This is a genomic window from Rhizobacter sp. (genome assembly GCF_046595475.1).
Classification (GTDB): Bacteria; Pseudomonadota; Gammaproteobacteria; order Burkholderiales; family Burkholderiaceae_C; genus Rhizobacter.
Map to the genome: position 1 here is coordinate 1 of NZ_JBKJOQ010000126.1, position 19,039 is coordinate 19,039.

Annotated in this window: 21 protein-coding genes; 10 read left to right on the plus strand and 11 right to left on the minus strand. The window is 64.4% G+C overall.

The genetic code is table 11. The features are described 5' to 3' along the window. From AC30QB_RS22640 to scpA, 6 genes are all read right to left on the minus strand, one after another. Nucleotides 1-1,091 (minus strand): FAD-dependent oxidoreductase (locus AC30QB_RS22640; protein WP_489548543.1); only part of this gene is annotated, 1,091 nt, incomplete at its 3' end. A 130-nt stretch (nucleotides 1,092-1,221) separates the two neighbouring features. Further along, nucleotides 1,222-1,716 carry a VOC family protein gene (locus tag AC30QB_RS22645; protein ID WP_489548544.1) on the minus strand — a complete coding sequence of 165 codons (495 nt, stop codon included), beginning with the start codon at nucleotides 1,714-1,716 and terminating at the stop codon, nucleotides 1,222-1,224. Nucleotides 1,717-1,724: 8 nt separating this feature from the next. After that, nucleotides 1,725-3,773, minus strand: coding sequence for an acetyl-CoA carboxylase biotin carboxylase subunit (locus tag AC30QB_RS22650; protein WP_489548545.1), 2,049 nt, complete (start codon nucleotides 3,771-3,773; stop codon nucleotides 1,725-1,727). A 117-nt stretch (nucleotides 3,774-3,890) separates the two neighbouring features. Beyond that, nucleotides 3,891-5,423 carry an acyl-CoA carboxylase subunit beta gene (locus AC30QB_RS22655; protein WP_489548546.1) on the minus strand — a complete coding sequence of 511 codons (1,533 nt, stop codon included), beginning with the start codon at nucleotides 5,421-5,423 and terminating at the stop codon, nucleotides 3,891-3,893. A 10-nt stretch (nucleotides 5,424-5,433) separates the two neighbouring features. Next, entirely contained in the window at nucleotides 5,434-6,405 is a 972-nt protein-coding gene (gene meaB, locus AC30QB_RS22660; protein WP_489548547.1) for a methylmalonyl Co-A mutase-associated GTPase MeaB, read from the minus strand. Beyond that, nucleotides 6,402-8,561 (minus strand): methylmalonyl-CoA mutase, encoded by a 2,160-nt coding sequence (scpA, locus tag AC30QB_RS22665; RefSeq protein WP_489548548.1) that lies wholly within the window; start codon nucleotides 8,559-8,561, stop codon nucleotides 6,402-6,404. Before scpA ends, meaB begins: the two co-directional genes overlap by 4 nt. A gap of 155 nt (nucleotides 8,562-8,716) precedes the next feature. Between scpA and AC30QB_RS22670 the strand changes: the two genes are divergently transcribed. The 3 genes from AC30QB_RS22670 to AC30QB_RS22680 are packed head-to-tail and all read left to right on the plus strand — an operon-like array spanning nucleotide 8,717 to nucleotide 10,455. Then, on the plus strand, nucleotides 8,717-9,358 hold the full coding sequence (locus tag AC30QB_RS22670) for a GntR family transcriptional regulator (RefSeq protein WP_489548549.1): 642 nt from the start codon (nucleotides 8,717-8,719) through the stop codon (nucleotides 9,356-9,358). A 28-nt stretch (nucleotides 9,359-9,386) separates the two neighbouring features. Beyond that, a complete protein-coding gene (locus AC30QB_RS22675) occupies nucleotides 9,387-9,869 on the plus strand; it encodes a dihydrofolate reductase (protein ID WP_489548550.1) in 483 nt (160 codons plus the stop codon). A gap of 10 nt (nucleotides 9,870-9,879) precedes the next feature. Further along, nucleotides 9,880-10,455, plus strand: coding sequence for a DUF4337 domain-containing protein (locus tag AC30QB_RS22680; protein ID WP_489548551.1), 576 nt, complete (start codon nucleotides 9,880-9,882; stop codon nucleotides 10,453-10,455). Nucleotides 10,456-10,513: 58 nt separating this feature from the next. Here AC30QB_RS22680 and AC30QB_RS22685 read toward each other — a convergent pair whose 3' ends face one another. Then, entirely contained in the window at nucleotides 10,514-11,065 is a 552-nt protein-coding gene (locus tag AC30QB_RS22685; RefSeq protein ID WP_489548552.1) for a hypothetical protein, read from the minus strand. A 346-nt stretch (nucleotides 11,066-11,411) separates the two neighbouring features. Here AC30QB_RS22685 and AC30QB_RS22690 point away from each other — a divergent pair, with 346 nt between their 5' ends. Next, entirely contained in the window at nucleotides 11,412-11,813 is a 402-nt protein-coding gene (locus tag AC30QB_RS22690; RefSeq protein ID WP_489548553.1) for a response regulator transcription factor, read from the plus strand. A 4-nt stretch (nucleotides 11,814-11,817) separates the two neighbouring features. On the opposite strand, the gene AC30QB_RS22695 is transcribed toward AC30QB_RS22690, so the two are convergent. After that, entirely contained in the window at nucleotides 11,818-12,450 is a 633-nt protein-coding gene (locus AC30QB_RS22695; protein WP_489548554.1) for a response regulator, read from the minus strand. A 56-nt stretch (nucleotides 12,451-12,506) separates the two neighbouring features. Between AC30QB_RS22695 and AC30QB_RS22700 the strand changes: the two genes are divergently transcribed. The 5 genes from AC30QB_RS22700 to AC30QB_RS22720 all read left to right on the plus strand — a co-directional run bounded on the left by AC30QB_RS22700 (nucleotide 12,507) and on the right by AC30QB_RS22720 (nucleotide 15,568). Continuing rightward, nucleotides 12,507-13,862, plus strand: coding sequence for a CHASE3 domain-containing protein (locus tag AC30QB_RS22700; protein WP_489548555.1), 1,356 nt, complete (start codon nucleotides 12,507-12,509; stop codon nucleotides 13,860-13,862). A 158-nt stretch (nucleotides 13,863-14,020) separates the two neighbouring features. Beyond that, a complete protein-coding gene (locus AC30QB_RS22705; protein ID WP_489548556.1) occupies nucleotides 14,021-14,185 on the plus strand; it encodes a DUF1328 domain-containing protein in 165 nt (54 codons plus the stop codon). A gap of 52 nt (nucleotides 14,186-14,237) precedes the next feature. After that, nucleotides 14,238-14,606 carry a hypothetical protein gene (locus tag AC30QB_RS22710; RefSeq protein WP_489548557.1) on the plus strand — a complete coding sequence of 123 codons (369 nt, stop codon included), beginning with the start codon at nucleotides 14,238-14,240 and terminating at the stop codon, nucleotides 14,604-14,606. A 21-nt stretch (nucleotides 14,607-14,627) separates the two neighbouring features. After that, nucleotides 14,628-15,008, plus strand: coding sequence for a hypothetical protein (locus AC30QB_RS22715; protein WP_489548558.1), 381 nt, complete (start codon nucleotides 14,628-14,630; stop codon nucleotides 15,006-15,008). Then, nucleotides 15,005-15,568, plus strand: coding sequence for a hypothetical protein (locus AC30QB_RS22720; protein WP_489548559.1), 564 nt, complete (start codon nucleotides 15,005-15,007; stop codon nucleotides 15,566-15,568). Before AC30QB_RS22715 ends, AC30QB_RS22720 begins: the two co-directional genes overlap by 4 nt. A gap of 41 nt (nucleotides 15,569-15,609) precedes the next feature. On the opposite strand, the gene cls is transcribed toward AC30QB_RS22720, so the two are convergent. From cls to AC30QB_RS22735, 3 genes are read right to left on the minus strand one after another with little or no spacing between them, the layout of a single operon-like run. Next, on the minus strand, nucleotides 15,610-16,968 hold the full coding sequence (gene cls / locus AC30QB_RS22725) for a cardiolipin synthase (RefSeq protein ID WP_489548560.1): 1,359 nt from the start codon (nucleotides 16,966-16,968) through the stop codon (nucleotides 15,610-15,612). Between the two features lie 53 nt (nucleotides 16,969-17,021). Next, complete coding sequence (locus AC30QB_RS22730; protein WP_489548561.1) at nucleotides 17,022-18,338, minus strand: PQQ-dependent sugar dehydrogenase; 1,317 nt, start codon at nucleotides 18,336-18,338, stop codon at nucleotides 17,022-17,024. Next, nucleotides 18,338-18,496 carry a DUF3309 family protein gene (locus tag AC30QB_RS22735; protein ID WP_489548562.1) on the minus strand — a complete coding sequence of 53 codons (159 nt, stop codon included), beginning with the start codon at nucleotides 18,494-18,496 and terminating at the stop codon, nucleotides 18,338-18,340. The genes AC30QB_RS22730 and AC30QB_RS22735 overlap by 1 nt, the downstream gene beginning before the upstream one ends. A 297-nt stretch (nucleotides 18,497-18,793) precedes the next feature. On the opposite strand from AC30QB_RS22735, the gene AC30QB_RS22740 reads away from it, so the two are divergent. Continuing rightward, the gene (locus AC30QB_RS22740; protein WP_489548563.1) at nucleotides 18,794-19,036 is read left to right on the plus strand and encodes a hypothetical protein; all 243 of its coding nucleotides are present in this window, start codon (nucleotides 18,794-18,796) and stop codon (nucleotides 19,034-19,036) included. Nucleotides 19,037-19,039: the final 3 nt, after the last annotated feature.

Here is a 19,039-nt window from a genome sequence, read left to right on the forward strand (position 1 = left end):
CGGTCGGGCAGGAAAACGCTTTTCCATGGATCGAGCGCGACCAGCACGTCGTCGCATTCGAAGAAGGCGTCGGGCTCGCCGGTGGGCACCAGCTTGCGCCGACCCTTTTCGTCGTAGACCGCCTTCACGATCTCGAAGGTCATGCCCTGCAGCTTGCCGTCGTGGTGCACGAAAGCCTTGGGCACGTGATAGTTCACGATCGGGATGCCCTCGTGCATCGCGTCTTCCTTTTCCCAAGGTGAGGCTTTCATCTCGTCGAAGCCGCTGCGCACGATGACCTTGACGTCCGCGCCGCCCAGCCGCCGCGCTGAACGGCAGCAATCCATGGCCGTGTTGCCGCCGCCGAGCACGATCACGCGCCTGCCGATCGTCGCCACATGGCCGAACGAGACGGAGGCCAGCCAGTCGATGCCGATGTGGATGTTGGCCGCTGCCTCTTCGCGGCCCGGAATCTCGAGGTTGCGCCCGCGCGGTGCGCCGCAGCCCACGAAGATGGCGTCCCAACCCTGCGCCATCAGCGCCTTCATCGAGTCGATGCGCTCGCCGCTGCGAAATTGCACCCCTAGGTCGAGGATGTAGCCCGTCTCTTCGTCGATCACCGACTCGGGCAGGCGAAAACGCGGAATCTGCGTGCGGATGAAGCCGCCGGCCTTGGCTTCGCCATCGAACACTGTCACCTCATAGCCCAGCGGCGCAAGGTCGCGGGCGACGGTCAGGGAAGCCGGCCCGGCGCCGATGCAGGCGATGCGCTTGCCGTTCTTCGGGCCCACCTTGGGCATGCGATGGGTCACGTCCTCCTTCATGTCGGCGGCGACGCGCTTCAAGCGACAAATGGCAACCGGCTCGGGCTGCCCGGCGTTGTTCTCTTCCACCCTCCCGCGGCGGCAGGCCGGCTCGCACGGCCTGTCGCAGGTGCGTCCCAGGATTCCCGGGAAGACGTTCGACGCCCAGTTGATCATGTAGGCGTCGCCGTAGCGGCCTTGTGCGATCAGCCGGATGTATTCGGGTACGGGGGTGTGGGCGGGGCATGCCCATTGGCAATCGACGACCTTGTGGAAATAGGACGGGTTGGCAATATCGGTTCGCTGCAAAGCTGGGTCTCCCTGGCATGGCCGCCCCGCCCGGAAAGGGAGCGGCTCGGCTCTGCGGGGCGGTACGCCCCGGAGCCAGTCTACGCCTGCGCTGCCCGCAAAAGCTCTTCGGGGATTCCCCGAGAGGGGGTCAGTTTGTTATCAAAGGTGCCGCGGCCAGCCTGGCGAACGCCGTCACGACCTCAGCCGGCGCCTGAACCAGCTCGATCAGGACACCTTCTCCGCCGACCGGGCTTTCCTCGTTGCCCTTGGGGTGGATGAAGCAGATATCGAAGCCTGCCGCCCCGCGGCGTATCCCCCCGGGGGCGAACCGGACCCCTTGCCCGCTCAGCCATTCCACCGCCCGGGGGAGGTCGTCGATCCAGAGGCCCACATGGTTGAGCGGCGTCTGGTGAACGGCCGGCTTCCTGTCGGGGTCGAGCGGCTGCATCAGGTCCACTTCGACCTTGAAAGGCCCGGTGCCCAGGGAGCAGATGTCCTCATCGACGTTTTCGCTGGCGCTCCTGAACGTACCGGTGACCTCCAGGCCAAACAGCTGGACCCACAGTCTTTGCAGCCTGTTCTTGTCCGTGCCGCCGATGGCGATTTGCTGGATGCCGAGAACCTTGAAGGGGCGCTGGGTCATGGCGGGCCTCAGACGAACTCGACAATGGGCTGGTCCACGGTGAGGCTTTCCCCCTTGCTGGCCAGCACCTTGCCCACCACGCCGTCCGCGGCGGCGAACAGGACATTCTCCATCTTCATCGCCTCGATGACCGCGACCCGCTCGCCCGCCTGGACCTGCTGCCCCGGTTGCACGGCCACATCGACCAGCAACCCCGGCATGGGCGACAGGACATAGCGGCTCATGTCCGGCGGCGCCTTGTAAGGCATCAGCGCATGCAGGCGTGCCGCGCGCGGGGTCAGCACGAGCGCATCCAGGCGCGTGCCGTTGTGGATGATGCGAATCGCCAGCGGGTTCTTCCCCACGCCCCGCTCCACCTGCGCGGTGAACGCCTTGCCGTTGGCCGTGCCGCGAATCCGCGCGCCGCCCATGTGCCAGCTGGTGCAGATCTCGTAGCGCTTGCCCGCCGTCTCGACCGCGCTGGAACCCGATTGAGCCTGGAAATCACGCACCGTGGCCGGCTGCCGCCGGTGCTGGCCCTTGGCATCCAGCAGCACGGCAACGAATTCTTCGCCGACGACGAACTCGTGCCCCGGCAGCTGGCCGCCGATACCGGCGGCGCGCTGGAGGTTGCGGCGATTCACGTACGCAGCCAGGGCCACCAGGAAGTCGGGATCCTCGTGCGGAACGTTCTCGGCACGAAAGCCGCTGCCATAATGTTCGGCGATGAAGCCGGTGTTGAAGTCGCCCGCGATGAAGCTGGGATGGGCGAGCAGTGCGGCCTGGAAAGGAATATTGCTGGAGATGCCCCGGATGACGAAGCCGTTCAGCGCTTCGCGCATCTTCGCGATGGCGTCGTCGCGGTCCTGTCCGTGCACGATGAGCTTGGCGATCATCGAGTCGTAATACATGGGGATTTCGCCGCCGTCCAGGACGCCGGTGTCGACACGCACGCCGTAGAGGTGTTCGGCATCGGCCGCCCACATGCTCTCCTTGGGCGGCTGGAAGCGGACCAAGCGGCCGGTGCTCGGCAAGAAGTTGCGAAACGGGTCTTCCGCATTGATCCGGCATTCGATCGCCCAGCCGTTGCGCCTGACCTCGGACTGGCTGAGGGGCAATGGCTCGCCCGCCGCGACACGGATCATGAGTTCCACCAGGTCCAGCCCGGTGATGCACTCGGTGACCGGATGCTCCACCTGGAGCCGGGTATTCATCTCCAGGAAAAAGAAGCTCTGGTCCTTGCCGACCACGAACTCCACCGTCCCCGCGCTCTGGTATCTGACGGCCTTGGCCAGCGCCACGGCCTGCTCGCCCATGGCCTTGCGGGTCGCCTCGCTGATGAAGGGCGAAGGCGCCTCCTCGATCACCTTCTGGTGGCGGCGCTGGATCGAGCATTCGCGCTCGTTCAGGTAGATCACGCTGCCCTGGCTGTCGCCCAGCACCTGGATCTCGATGTGGCGCGGCTCCTCGACGAACTTCTCGATGAATACCCGGTCGTCGCCGAAACTGTTGCGCGCTTCGTTGCGGCAGGAGGTGAAGCCCTCGTGGGCGTCCTTGTCGTTGAATGCCACGCGAAGGCCCTTGCCGCCGCCGCCGGCGGACGCCTTGATCATCACGGGGTACCCGATGTCCCGGGCGATCGCGACGGCGCGCTCGGCGGTCTCGATCGCGTCGTTCCAGCCGGGAATGGTGTTGACCCTGGCTTCGTTGGCCAGTTTCTTCGAGGCGATCTTGTCGCCCATGGCGGCAATGGAATAGTGCTTGGGGCCGATGAAGACGATGCCCTCCTCCTCGACCCGCCGGGCAAAAGCTTCGTTCTCGCTGAGGAAGCCGTAACCGGGATGCACCGCCTGCGCGCCGGTCTGCTTGCAGGCGGCGATGATCCGGTCGGCCTGCAGGTAGCTGTCGCGGCTGGGCGCAGCGCCGATATGCACGGCCTCGTCGGCCAGCTCGACGTGGCGCGCATCACGGTCGGCATCGGAATACACCGCCACCGTCTTGATGCCCATTTTTCTGGCGGTCCTGATGACGCGGCAGGCGATTTCGCCGCGGTTGGCGATGAGGATTTTTTCAAACACAGGTCTTCTCCGTCCGGCAGATCGTCGCGGGGGCGAACGCGGAACCGGCTTTGCCGGGCCGCTGGTTGCGCCCCCTTGAAGGGGAGGCGCCGAGGGCGCTTCGGGGGTGGGCCATTTCTACAGCGGAATGTTGCCGTGCTTGCGCCACGGATTTTCCACTTTCTTGGCCCGCAGCATGATGAGCGAGCGGCAGATCCGCTTGCGGGTCTCGCGCGGCAGAATCACGTCGTCGATGAACCCGCGCGCGCCGGCGACGAAGGGATTGGCGAAGCGTGCCTTGTACTCGGCCTCTCGCGCCGCGAGTTTGGCGGGGTCTGACTTGTCTTCCCGGAAGATGATCTCCACGGCGCCCTTGGCGCCCATCACCGCGATCTCGGCATTGGGCCAGGCGAAGTTGACGTCGCCGCGCAGGTGCTTGGAGCTCATCACGTCATAGGCCCCGCCGTAGGCCTTGCGCGTGATCACCGTGATCTTGGGAACCGTGCACTCGGCATAGGCGTACAGCAGCTTGGCGCCGTGCTTGATGATGCCCCCGTACTCCTGGCTGGTGCCGGGCATGAAGCCGGGCACGTCGACAAAGGTGATGACGGGAATGTTGAAGGCATCGCAAAAGCGCACGAAGCGCGCCGCCTTGATCGAGCTCTTGATGTCCAGGCAGCCCGCCAGCACCAGCGGCTGATTGGCCACGATGCCCACGGTCTGGCCTTCCATGCGGCCAAAACCCACGATGATGTTCTTGGCGTACTCCGGCTGCAGCTCGAAGAAGTCACCGTCGTCCACGGTCTTGACGATCAACTCCTTCATGTCGTAGGGCTTGTTCGGGTTGTCGGGCACCAGCGTGTCCAGGGACAGGTCGATCCGCTCGGCCGGGTCGTTGCTGGGCCGAACCGGCGCCTTTTCGCGGTTGTTGAGCGGCAGGTAGTTGTACAGGCGGCGCAGCATCAAGAGCGCCTCCACATCATTCTCAAAGGCCAGGTCGGCCACACCGCTGCGGGTCGTGTGCGTGATGGCCCCGCCCAGCTCCTCGGCGGTGACTTCCTCGTGCGTCACGGTTTTCACGACCTCGGGGCCGGTGACGAACATGTACGAGCTGTCCTTGACCATGAAGATGAAGTCGGTCATGGCCGGGGAGTACACGGCGCCCCCGGCGCAGGGGCCCATGACCATGCTGATCTGCGGAATCACGCCCGAAGCCATCACGTTGCGCTGGAATACATCGGCGTATCCGCCCAGGGACGCCACGCCTTCCTGGATACGCGCGCCGCCGGAGTCGTTCAGGCCGATCACGGGCGCGCCCACCTTCATCGCCTGGTCCATGACTTTGCAGATCTTCTCGGCATGGGCCTCGGACAGCGCACCGCCGAAGACCGTGAAGTCCTGGCTGAAGACGAACACCAGGCGGCCGTTGATCATGCCGTAGCCGGTCACGACGCCGTCACCGGGCACCTTGTTCCTGTCCATCCCGAAATCGTGGCACCGGTGCTCGACGAACATGTCCCATTCCTCGAACGTGCCCTCGTCCAGCAACAGCTCCAGCCGCTCGCGGGCGGTGAGCTTGCCCTTGCCGTGCTGGGCGGCGATCCGCTTTTCGCCCCCCCCCAGGCGCGCGGCGCCGCGTTTCTTCTCGAGTTGTTCGAGGATGTCGTGCATGTCGGTCTTTCTAGTTCAGGTGCATGTGCTTGTCGAGAAGGCGCCGGGCAGCCGTCGAGGCCGGCAGCCGGCCTTGCGCGACATCGGAGGTTACGGCGGGCAGCAAACGCTGGACCTCAGGGTTGTGCCTGAAAGCCTGCTTCAATCCGGCTTCGATGCGCTCCCACATCCAGGCGAGGGACTGGTTCTGCCGGCGCGCGGCAAGCTGGCCGCTCGCGCCCCGCAGGTTCTTGAATTCGGCCACGGCGTTCCAGAAATCATCCACGCCCTGCCCCAGCAAGGCGCTGAGCTGCAGCACTTGAGGGGCGCGGCCGTGGCGCGCCAGCAGGCGCAGTGCGCTGGTGATCTGCCCCTGGGCGCGGGTTGCCGCGTCGAGATCCAGGTCGGCCTTGTTGATGACGACCAGGTCGGCCAGTTCCATCACGCCCTTCTTGATGGCCTGCAGGTCGTCGCCGGCGTTGGGCAGCTGCATCAGGACGAACATGTCGGTCATGCCGGTGACGGCGATCTCGCTCTGGCCGACGCCCACGGTTTCGACGATGACGATGTCATAGCCCGCCGCTTCGCACACCAAAATGGCTTCGCGCGTCTTTTCGGCCACGCCCCCGAGCGTCCCGCTGGAGGGACTGGGCCGGATGAACGCCTGCTCGTGCACGGACAGCCTTTCCATGCGTGTCTTGTCGCCCAGGATCGAGCCGCCCGACACGGTGCTGGAAGGATCGATGGTGAGCACCGCCACGCGATGTCCCTTGCCAATCAGCAGGAGGCCGAGCCCTTCGATGAATGTGCTTTTACCGACGCCCGGCACGCCGCTGATGCCGAGCCGGAACGATTTTCCCGTGTGGGGCAGCAAGGCCATGAGCATTTCATCGGCCAGGGCCCGATGATCCGCGCGCGTCGATTCCAGCAGGGTGATGGCTTTGGCGATGGCACGGCGTTGCTCCGTGCCTGACCCGGCGAGCACGCGTTCGGCCGCGTTCATGGGGCAGCCAGGGCCTTCCTGATCTGCTCGAGCACATCCTTGGCGCTGGCCGGGATGGGCGTGCCGGGCCCGTAGATGCCCTTCACGCCCGACGCATACAGAAACTCGTAGTCCTGCTGCGGGATGACGCCGCCCACGAAAACGATGATGTCGTCGGCGCCCTGCTTCTTCAACTCTTCGATGATGGCGGGAACCAGTGTCTTGTGCCCGGCGGCCAGTGTGGAAACGCCCACCGCATGCACGTCGTTCTCGATCGCCTGGCGCGCACATTCTTCGGGGGTCTGGAACAGCGGCCCCATGTCGACGTCGAAGCCGAGGTCGGCGAAAGCCGTCGCCACCACCTTGGCGCCGCGGTCGTGCCCGTCCTGGCCGAGCTTGGAAATCATGACGCGGGGGCGGCGGCCCTGCTCCTGCGCGAAGCCGGCGATTTCGGCCTTGAGTTTGTCCCAGCCCTCGGCCGAGTCATAGGCGGCTGCATACACTCCGGTCACCTTTTGCGTATCGGCGCGATGGCGCCCAAACACCTTCTCGAGCGCGTCGGAAACCTCGCCCACCGTCGCGCGCAAGCGCACGGCCTGGATGCTGAGGTCGAGCAGGTTGCCGCCGCCGCTCTCGGCCGCGGCCGTGAGCGCGTCCAGCGCAGCCTGCACCTTTGCGCTGTCGCGCGCGGCGCGAATCTGCCGCAGCCGGGCGATCTGGTTCTCGCGCACCATCACATTGTCGACTTCGCGAATTTCGACCGCATCTTCCTTCGCCAGCCGGTACTTGTTGACCCCAACGATCACGTCCTTGCCCGAGTCGATGCGCGCCTGCTTTTCCGCCGCGGCGGCTTCGATCTTGAGCTTGGCCCAGCCGGAGTCGACGGCGCGCACCATGCCGCCCATGGATTCGACCTCCTCGATGATCTTCCAGGCCGCATCCGCCATGTCCTGCGTCAGCTTTTCCATCATGTAGCTGCCGGCCCAAGGGTCGACGACGTTGGTGATGTGGGTTTCCTCCTGGAGGATGAGCTGGGTGTTGCGGGCGATGCGCGCCGAGAACTCGGTCGGCAACGCGATGGCTTCGTCGAACGAGTTGGTGTGCAGCGACTGCGTGCCGCCGAACACCGCCGCCATGGCCTCGATGGTGGTACGCACGATGTTGTTGTACGGGTCCTGCTCGGTCAGCGACCAGCCCGAAGTCTGGCAGTGGGTGCGCAGCATCAGGCTCTTGGGATTCCTGGCATTGAAGCCCTTCATGATCCGCCACCACAAGAGCCGCGCCGCGCGCATCTTGGCGACTTCCAGGTAGAAGTTCATGCCGATCGCCCAGAAGAATGAAAGCCTCCCGGCGAATTCGTCGACATCCAGTCCCTTGGCCAGCGCCGTCTTCACGTACTCCTTGCCGTCGGCCAGCGTGAAGGCCAGCTCCAGCGCCTGGTTGGCGCCGGCCTCCTGCATGTGATAGCCCGAGATGCTGATCGAGTTGAACTTCGGCATGTTCTTCGCCGTGTACTCGATGATGTCGCCCACAGCCCGCATGCTGGGCTCGGGCGGGTAGATGTAGGTATTGCGGACCATGAACTCCTTCAAGATGTCGTTCTGGATGGTCCCGCTCAACTTGTCTTGCGGCACGCCCTGCTCTTCGGCCGCCACCACGTAGCCGGCCAATACGGGCAACACGGCACCGTTCATCGTCATGCTCACGCTCACGGTGTCGAGCGGGATGCCATTGAAGAGAATCTTCATGTCTTCCACGCTGTCGATGGCCACGCCGGCCTTGCCCACGTCGCCGGTCACGCGCGGGTGGTCGCTGTCGTAGCCGCGGTGGGTGGCCAGGTCGAACGCCACGCTCACGCCTTGGCCGCCGGCGGCAAGCGCGTTGCGGTAGAACTCGTTGGAGGCTTCGGCAGTAGAGAAGCCAGCGTACTGGCGGATCGTCCACGGCCGCACGGCGTACATGGTGGCCTGCGGGCCGCGCACGAAGGGCGCGAAGCCGGGCAGCGTGTCGGTGTGGGGCAAGCCCTGCACATCGGCCGCGGTGTAGAGCGGCTTGACGACGATGCCCTCGGGCGTGACCCAGTTCAACGCATCAAGCTGGCCACCCGGGGCAGACCTGGCCGCAGCCTTTCGCCACGCGGCGAGGGCATCGAGGGAAAGCTTGGCGTCGTGGGGCATGGCAGCGGTTTTGAGTGAACAACAGTAATCAAGCCATTGGACGACGGCAAGCCCATCATCCATAATTCAAAATTGAATTATATCTACAATGTAGCCCAGTTCACCCCGCTCGCTTGCAGCCCATGCCCACGTCTTCCCCGGTTTCATCTGGCCCCGTGCCCCATTTGCGCCTGCGCGAAAGCGCCCTGTACGAGCAGGTGGCCGAGCGCGTGCGGGCGCGCATCCTGGCGCACACCCTGCCCCCCGGCAGCTGGATCGACGAGCAATCGCTGGCCACCGAATACGGCATCAGCCGCACGCCGCTGCGCGAAGCGCTGAAGGTGCTGGCCTCAGAAGGCCTGGTGACCATGAAGCTGCGCCGCGGCGCCTATGTCACCGAAGTGTCGGAGCGCGACCTCTCAGAGGTGTTTCACCTGCTCGCCCTGCTTGAAAGCGACGCCGCCGCAGCCGTTGCCACCCAAGCCACGGCCGCGCAGCTGACCGAGCTTGAAGCCTTGCACCAGTTGCTCGAAACCACCGTCGCCGACCGTGACGCCTTCTTTCGGGCCAACGAGCAGTTCCACATGCGCCTGCTGCTGATCGCCGACAACCGCTGGCGCCTGCAGATGGTGAACGACCTGCGCCGCGTGATGAAGCTCAACCGCCACCACTCGCTCTTCAAGCAAGGCCGGCTCGAAGCCTCGCTGGCCGAGCACCGGCAGATCATGGCGGCGCTCGCCGCGCGTGACGCTGCGCGCGTGAAGCGCCTGATGCAGCAGCACATCAACCACGGCCGAGAGGCCGCCACGCTGTCTTGAAGCCCACCGGGCTGAGACAATCACCTGCATGACACGTACTCAAATCAGCCTGATCGCGGCCGTGGCCCGCAACGGTGCCATAGGCAAGGACAACGGCCTGCTCTGGCGCGAGCCTGAAGACCAGAAGCACCTGCGCCGGGTCACCATGGGCCATCCGGTCATCATGGGCCGCAAGACCTTTGACTCTCTGCCCGAGCGCTTTCGCCCGCTGCCCGGCCGGCGCAACGTGGTCATCACCCGCAGCACGGCGTGGCGCGCAGAGGGCGCCGAGGCCGTCACCTCGCTGGACGCGGCACTCGACCTGCTCGCGGGCGCGCCCAAGGCCTTCGTGCTCGGCGGCGCCGAGATCTACGCGCTGGCCCTGCCACGCGCCGACCAGCTGGTGCTCACCGAGATCGACGCCGAGATTGCCGGCGACGTTTTCTTCCCACCCTGGGATCGCAGCCAGTTCAAGCTGGCCGAGCGCGACTCGCGCGAGGGCTACAGCTTTGCCACCTACAACCACACCTGAGGAGACCGAAATGTCTGGAGACGGATTTCACGTGCACGGCCCGCACGACCACGAGTTGGAGCATGCCGCGCAGCACGACCCGGGTGGCATGGCCGGGCAACTGGCGGTGATCACCGCTCTTCTTGCGACGGTGGGCGCCATGTTTGCGTACATGGGCGGCGCCACCCAGGCCAACGCCATCCTGTACAAGAACGAAGCAGCGGTCAAACAGACCTTGGCGTCTGACCAGTGGAATTTCTATCAGGCCAAAAGCAACAAGCAGACGCTCGCTGAGTTCGCTGCGCAAGTGGTGCCCGAAGCCGGTCGCGCCACCCAGCTCGAAAAAGCCAAGCGCTACGAAAGCGAGAAGGCCGAGATCTCCACCAAGGCCAGTTCACTCGAAGCTCAAGCCGTTGAATGGAGCAAGAAGAGCGACGAGCAGATGCACCAGCATCACCGCTGGGCTCAAGCCACCACCGCTTTGCAGATCGCCATCGCCATGGCCGCCATTGCCTTGCTCACCAAGAAGCGATGGCTGGAGTACGCAGTGCTAGGCCTGAGCGTCATCGGCATCGCCCTCGGCGGCTTCGCCTGGTTTCACTTGTAAGGCGGCCGCCGAAACAGAAAAGGCCCGCAATGCGGGCCTTTTTCAGTTCAGAGAACGCTCACTTGCCGAACTGCGCCTTGGCCGACGCAATGCAGCTGCTCTTGGCGTCACCCGCCATGGCGTCGCACTTCTCGGCGGCGACCTTGTAGTCGGCATCGCGCTTGTCTTCGCTGGCTTCATTGCGGGAAGCGGCCATCTCCTTGCCCATCTTGGCATCAGCCAAAGCATGGGTCTGGGCGGCCTTGGCCTCCTTCACGCAGACGTCCTTGTCGTTGCCGGCCTTGTCGTCGCAACGCTCCTTGGCCACGGCATAGGTGGCTTCGGCCTTGGCCTTCAGTAACTTGTTCTTGTCTTTGGCCTTGCCGGTGTAGCTGTATTCCAGCTCGGCCTTGGCGACTTTTTCCTTGCCCTTGGCTTCTTCGACGCAAATGTCTTTGGCGTTGGCCGACATCGCGCCGCAAGCGGCCTTCTCAGACTTGTAGGTTGCGCTGATGCGATCCTTGCCCGCCTTGTAGTCGGCCTTGTTCATGGTGGCCGCCTGGGCCGCCAGGGGCAGCGCCAGGAACGACGCAACGATGAGCGAATACTTGAGATTGAAGATTTGGTTCATGGGGTTAGCCTCCGTAAGAGCTGAGTTCAACGCTGAGGGTTCACAACGTTTCGGCAGTATCAGGAGGCCGCATGCGCAGGCACAGCGGACAGAGCCGCCAACGGCTGTAGTGCAACGCCTACGTTGGGTGCGCTGGGCGTGAGAAAAAAGGGAAGTCGGTTTGTAGGTCTTGTCTGACAGCTGATCGAGCTTTCTGCAGGTGGCAGCATTTTTGAAACCACGCCACACTGGAGAGGAACTTTTCACTGCTCTACATTTCGACAGCAGAATGCACCTCACATCCGAGGAACCCACGATGACAGAGGGGCAGCCTCAGGCAGGTGCCTCCAAGGAAGGATTGCTGCGCATGCAGCCGCTCAGGACTTACATCGTCGAAGACAGCCAGGTGATTCGCGAAAACCTGATCGCCACGCTCGAAGAGCTGGTGCCTGTCGAAGTGGTCGGTACGGCCGAAGATGAAGCAACTGCCGTGCATTGGCTGGAGCAGCCCGCCAACGGCGTCGACCTCGTCATCGTCGACATCTTTCTCAAGAGCGGCTCAGGGCTGGGCGTGCTCAAGGCGGCGCGCCACCTGGCCCATCATCACAACGTGGTGGTGCTCAGCAACTACGCCACGCAAGACATACGGCGCAAGTGCACCGAGCTCGGGGCCGACAAGGTGTTTGACAAGTCCAACGAGATCGATGCGCTGATCTTGTACTGCGGCCGCCTGGCGACCGGAGAAACCGGGCATGGCGGCCTGGCTTGAAGCCTTATTGAATGAGGCCGTTCTTCAGCGCGTAGTAGGTCAGGTCGCTGTTGGACTCAAGCTTCATCTTTTCCATCACCCGCGTGCGGTAGGTGCTGACCGTCTTCACGCTGAGCGACATGCTGTCGGCCATGTGGCTGATGGTCTCGCCCTTGGCCAGCCGCAAGAAGACCTGCAGCTCGCGCTCAGACAACTGCTCGTGCAGCGGCTTGTCGGCCCCGCCACCCAGCCCGTCGGCCAGGCGCTCGGCCACACCGGCGGTGATGTACTTGCGGCCACGCGCGACAGTGCGGATCGCCTTGACGATCTCTTCGGGGTCACAGTCTTTGTTGAGGTAGCCGCTCGCGCCCTGGCGCAGCAGCGTGGTGGCGTAGTGCTCTTCGGGGAAGCCGCTCAAGATGAGCACTGGCAGGTCGGGAGCACGGGCCTTGATGCCGGCCAGCGCATCGACGCCACTCTGGTCGGGCATGGAGATGTCGAGCACGATCACGTCGACCTCACCGCCACGCACGATGTCGAGCGCGTCGCGCCCGTTGGTGGCTTCGGCAACTACCGCAAAATCGGGCTGGTCAGCAAAGAATTGGCGCAGGCCGGCGCGAATCATGGCATGGTCATCAACAATGGCAATTCGAATCATGGTGTGCCTCAGTGCTCCTCAACGCATGATCACATGTTATCGGACGAATCACGAGTATGAGCGTTTTCACGGTCGTCAAACGAAACCCCATCGTCTTCCCTCTGGCCTGCCTGGCGGTGGCGGCCATGCTCGGTATCAGCGAAACGTCTTATTGGCGATCGGCCAGCACGCTCACCGATCTGGCTGAAGTAGGCGCCGCACGCACGAGTGTCCAAAACCTCGCCCAGAGCATGCTGGACGCCGAAACTGGCCAGCGCGGCTACCTCATCACCAATCGCAAAGAGTATTTGCAGCCCTATGACAGGGCGTTGCGAACCATCGCCGAGTCGTTCAGGTTTCTCGACCACTACTACAGCCTGGACGCCAGCTCCACGGCGTTGCTTGCCAAGCTGCATGCACTGATCGACGCCAAGCTCTCCGAGCTGTCAGAGACCATGCGCCTGCACGACGAAGGCAAGCTCGAAGCGGCGACCCAGCTGGTGCTGAGTGACATCGGCAAAGAGAAGATGGAGGCCGTGCGCCAGCTTACCGCTGAGCTGGTGGCACGCGAGACCTCCAACGTGGCCATCGGCCGGCAAAGCATCGACCAGACCCTGCTGTTCAGCCGCCTTGGCGTGGCGGTCTTGAGTGCGCTGAGCTTGCTGTCGTTGTTCATGTACCTGCGGCAAACCTCGCTGCTCGAAGGCCAGCGCGCCGAGCAGCAGCGCCTGGTGCAGGTCGAGCGTGATCGCCTCGAGATCGAGGTGGCGCAGCGCACCCTGCAGCTGACCGAGTTGACCGACCACTTGCAGACCGCACGTGAGGACGAGCGCCAGCGCCTGGCTCGCAACCTGCACGACGAGCTGGGCGCGCTGCTCACCTCGGCCAAGCTCGACGCCGCCCGCATACGCTCGCGGCTGGTCGGCACGGCGCCAGAAGCGCTAGAGCGCCTCACGCACCTCGTGGGCACGCTCAACAGCAGCATCGCACTCGGGCGCCGCATCATCGAAGACTTGCACCCGTCCACGCTGAGCAATCTGGGCCTGGTGGCGACGCTGGAAATACTGGCACGCGACTTCACCAAGAACTCGGGCACCGTGGTGCACTGCGCGCTGGAGCCGGTGCAACTCGAAGCCACCGCAGAGCTGGTGATCTACCGGCTGGTGCAAGAGTCCATCACCAACATCTCCAAATACGCCAAGGCCACACAGGTGTGGATAGGCATGGCATCGCGCGACGGCCATGTCGAGGTGACGGTGCGTGACGACGGCACGGGCTTCGACACCACGCTGAAGCCGCGCTCGGCGTACGGGCTGGTCGGCATGCGCTACCGCGTGGAAGCCGAAGGCGGCTCGATGGCCTTGGTTTCTGGGCCTGGGCAAGGCACGCTGATCAAGGTCGCGCTGCCCGAATCGGCAGCCACGGCGAGCTGAGCGCGTCGCTGTAAGCGCCTTCCTACGCAGGTCCGCTCGCTCCCCCGACAGGGTGGTGGCGATGTGACCTATTGGCCAGGGCAATGCGCGCGCCCACACTGCATACATCGCAGCAAAAACTGTCTGCGAACCCTGACCACCCCTTCAAGGAGCCATACATGCTTCACTACGCAGTCGTATTTTTCATCATTGCCCTGATTGCCGCGCTGTTCGGCTTTGGTGGCATTGCCGCTGGTGCCGTGGGCATCGCCAAGATCCTGTTCATCGTGTTCGCTGTTCTTGCGATCGCGAGCTTCCTGGTCGGCCTGCTGCGAAAAGGCTGACGCCTCATCGCAAGCCTACCGCCCTACTTCTCTCACTTTCTAAGGATCCATCATGAACACACCCGTCCAGTACGGCAACCTCGCCGACCAAGCCGCTGAGAAGGCCGACGCAGCCATCAAGTCCACGCAGCGTGTGACCAACGAAGCACTCGACAGCCTTTCCACCTCGGTTCAGGGCGCGCGCGAAACCGTTTCACCCATGGTGACCCGTGCCACCGAGCAAGCCAGTGCTTTGGCGCAGCGCGGCATGGACGCCTTGCGTACCGGCTCACAGCAGATTCGTGACCGCGCAGTGCTGGCCACCGACGTGACCTCCGGCTACATCAAGAACGACCCGATCAAGGCGGTGCTGATTGCCGCTGCGACCGGCGCCGCGCTGATGGCGCTGGTGAGCTTGCTGAGCCGCCCGCGCAAGAGCTGAGCAGACTGATCCCACGCCGCCATGCACCCTTTGCTTCACCTCATCGCCACGCAGCCACAGCTGCTGGCCGACCACGCCGAGGCCTATGCCGATCTGATCGGCGACGAGATCGGCAGTGCTTCGGCTCAGTGGAAGCGGCGCGTTGCGCTGAACGCCCTCGCGCTATGCCTGGGTGGAGCGGGTGTGGTGCTGGCGGGTGTGGCGTTGATGCTGTGGGGTGCCATACCGCCTGAGAGCATGCCAGCTCCTTGGGCGCTGGTTGCGGCCCCGGCGCTTCCACTGATGGCCGCCATAGGCTGCTGGGTGGCAGGCCGGTCTGCGCCTGCTGCCGCTACTTTCGACAACGTGCGTCGCCAGATGCGCGCTGACGTGGCCATGTTGCGTGAAGTGAGCGCATCGTGAGCACTGACGGCAAGGGGGTAGTCTCCGCAACCGAACGCTTGGCGCTATCGCGTGAGCGCATGCGCCAGACCATGGTCGCCGTGATGCCCCAGCCTCACCGCGCAATTGCACACGGTAAATTGCCTCATTGGCTTGAGACTGTTAAATCGATACCCGGTGCCAGCGTGCTCATCGACGCCGTACGGGGCTGGTGGGCCCACCACCCGATGCGCATGGCCAGCATGGTCGGCATCGAAGCAAGCAAGACGCTGATCCGCCCTTTCGCACAGCGTCACCCCATAGGTCTCGTCGCGATCGCGCTGCTCGTAGGCGGCGCGCTGGTGTGGGCCAAGCCATGGCGTGGCTATCTCAAGCCGGCTCTGTTGGCAGGCCTGCTACCGCAGCTGCTCTCCAAGACCATGGCGCTCGTGCCGATGGAATCATGGATGTCGATCCTGGCCACGCTGACGCAAGGTCCAGCGCCTCAAGCCCAAGCCGAGACATCGGCTGCTGAAGATCCGGTTGCTGTGCAAGCTTCCCCGGTCGACCACGCGGCAATCGATCCCGCTGTCCTGCACTGAAGTCTCACGTGACCCTTCGGGAACTGGTCGTTTCCCAGGGTTCAGAGCCAGTATTCCCAGACCGTCGCAAACACCTCCTTCACCCGGAATTCCAGCGGGCGGTGCCTCCACGCATCGAGCGTGATCTCTTCAGACTCGGCCAGGTCTTTGTCGAACATGGCCTCCACCTGGTGGCCGAAGTCGGAGCCCAGCACCACCGCGTTCACCTCGTCGTTGTGCAAGAAGCTGCGCCAGTCGAGATTGGTCGAGCCCACCGTAGCCCACACGCCGTCGATCAAGGCAGTCTTGGAATGCAAGATCACGCCGCGCCGCTCGAAGATCTTCACGCCACCGCGCAGCAGCCGGTCGTAGTAGTGGCGCCCTGCATGAAAGATGAGCCACGAGTCGGTCTTGCTGGGCAAGATGAGCTTCACGTCCACACCCCGTTGGGCCGCCGCTTCGAGTGCGGTCAAGAGCTGCGGGTCTGGCGCAAAGTAGGCGTTGGTGATGCGCACGCTGGTTTCGGCGCTGCCGATGGCGGACAGCAAGGTCGCGTAGATGAGGCTGTAGGGGTCGTCGGGCGAGCTGCCGATGGCCCGCACCACCTGCTTGCCCACAGCCAGCGGCGGCGGGAAGTAGTTCTTCGGCGTGAGGGGCCCACCCTTCTGCTTTTCCCAGGTCGAAATGAAGAGCCTTTGCAGCTCGGCCACGACCGGTCCCTGCAACTGCAGGTCAGTGTCACGCCAGGCAAGCTCGCTCTTTTCTTTCGGCGCGCGAGAGCCGGAGCGAAACGACCCACCCGAGTACACACCGCTGATGTTGATGCCGCCCAGGAAGGCGATACGCCCGTCCACGATCAACAGCTTACGGTGGTCGCGTTGGTTGATCTCCCAGCCCTTGCGCGCCTTGGCGGGGTTGACCGGGTTGAATTCGAGAAGCTTGATGCCGTTGTCCGTTAAGTCCTTGAAGAATGCCGCGGGCGTGCCCAGCGTGCCCACGCTGTCGCGGATCAAGTTGACCTGCACGCCCTGGCGCTGCTTGGCGATCAAGGCCTGCGCAAAGCGCTGGCCCACCTCGTCGTCTTCCAGGATGTAGGTTTCCATGTTGATGTGGTCACGGGCGCCCTGGATGGCGGCAAACATGGCGCGGTAAGTGGCCGGGCCATCCACCAGCAGAGTCACCTGGTTGCCCGTGGTGAGCGGGCTGCCGACGATGGTCTCTTCGACCGCCATGTGGCGGCTGAAGATGGCGGTCTCTTCATCGCCCTGGTTCGAGAGCTGCTGCAGCACGGCCTTGCTCTTGCCGGGCGACAAAGCGCCGCTTGCGCCTTCCAATTGCACCGGCGCCTGGGGGCCCACCGGGGCCTCGGGCGGAACAACTGGAAGCACGCTGCAACCGGTGGCCAAGAGTGCAGCCAGCACCACAGGCGCCAACCTGTGCCTCGCCGCAAGCGAGCTGTTCGGGAGTGTCATGTTCACGACCCGGCGCTCACGCGCCAGATCACATTGCCCACATCGTCGGCTACCAGCAAGGCGCCGCGCTTGTCGAGCGCCACCCCTACCGGCCGACCCATGGCGTCACCTTCTTCATTCAAGAAACCTGTCAGCACGTCTAGCGGAGCACCCACCGGCTTACCGGCGTCGAAGGGCACGAAGATCACCTTGTAGCCGCTATGGGGCTTGCGGTTCCATGAGCCGTGCTGGCCGATGAACATGCCCGACGCGAAACGCGGCGGCAACGAGGTGCCGGTCGATACGGCCAGCCCCAGAGAGGCGGTATGTGGCCCCAACGCGTAGTCGGGCACCAAGGCGCGAGACACCAGCTCGGGCTTGGGCGGCGTGACGCGCTCGTCGACATGCTGGCCGTAGTAGCTATAAGGCCAGCCATAGAAGCCGCCGTCGCGCACCGAGGTGAGGTAGTCGGGCACCAGGTCACTGCCCAGCTCGTCGCGTTCGTTGACCACTGTCCACAGCGCCTGCGTACCCGGCCCCCAGGCCATGCCATTGGGGTTGCGCAAGCCGGTGGCAAACAGGCGGTGCGCCCCGGTCTGCGTGTCGACCTCCCAGATCGCGGCGCGCCCTTCTTCGGCAGCCATGCCGCGCTCGGCCACGTTGCTGTTGGAGCCCACGGTCACGTAGAGCTTGCTGCCATCGGCGTTGGCAATGAGGTTCTTGGTCCAGTGGTGATTGATGGTGCCGGCGGGCAGGCTCACCAGCGGAGCGCCTGCTGCCGTGATGTGCGTCTCACCCGGCGCGTAAGGGAAGCGCACCACGGCGTCGGAGTTGGCCACGTAGAGCGCGTTGCCCACCAGCGCCATGCCGAAAGGCGAGTGCAGCCCTTCGAGCAGCACCGAGCGCTGCTCGGCCACGCCGTCGCCATCGGCGTCGCGCAGCAGGGTGATGCGGTCAGCGCTGGGCACGGCGGCACCGGCAAGCTTCATCATCTTCTTCATCACCCAGCCTTTGATGCCGCTCGCGTCATCAGGCTTCGGGGGCGCGTTGGTTTCGGCCACCAGCACATCGCCATTGGGCAGCACCAGCAGCCATCGCGGGTGGACCAGTCCACTGGCGAAAGCTTGCACGCGAGTGCCCGGCGCCGCTTGGGGCATGCGCCCCTCAGGCCACGGCTTGGCCGGCGCCACGTTAACGGTGGGGATGAGGCTCTGCTGGGGCGGCGGCAGCGTGGGGTTAGGCCCTGTGCCGGCAGACACCGGCAGCTTGGCCACATCACCACAGCCCGAGAGTGCGATACACACCGCACTCACCCCCGCCATCCAGCAGAGCCCTTGCATCAGATTCTTCCCATCAGCAACAAGACCACGAGCACGATGACCACAAGGCCGAGGCCGCCGGTGGGCCCGTAGCCCCAGCTGCGGCTGTGAGGCCAAGCCGGCAAGGCGCCGATCAACATCAAGACCAAGACGATCAGCAGAATGGTTCCCAAGCTCATAGTGTCTCCAAGTGTGTGAAATACGCCGCTATCGTCCACCGTCGCCGCTCCTACCGCCATCAGTGCGCAGCGGTTTGCGGTGTGGGCCAATGCCTACAAACGCAGGGGTCAAGCGGGTTGTAGGCCAAGTCCCACAGGCGACGCAGGCGGCGTCTGATGGGCTGCGACAAGCCCTGCCGCCTACAGTGAGCCATCCCTTACCTGCCGTATGCGAACCTGGCTCGACTGCCGAGCGCAAAGCGTGGCCCGCGGCTTTCACATTTTCCGTTCGGCGCAGCCGTACGGGCGGAGCAATTGATGAACCAACACCACACCTCAGCCCCCTTCTGGAGCACCGCGTCTTTCGGCGACACCACCGACACATCGCCGGCAGAGTTGTCCGATCTTGGCGAGCACATGGATTCATGCAAGGGCACGCAAGGCCGCTGGTTTGCGCTGCGTTGCGCCGGCGAGGTCTTGAACCGCTTCATTGCTGCCCGCTTTGTGACCACCGTGGTGGTGGCAACCGTCTTGATTGGTGGCGCCGCCCTGGTGCTGTAAGCG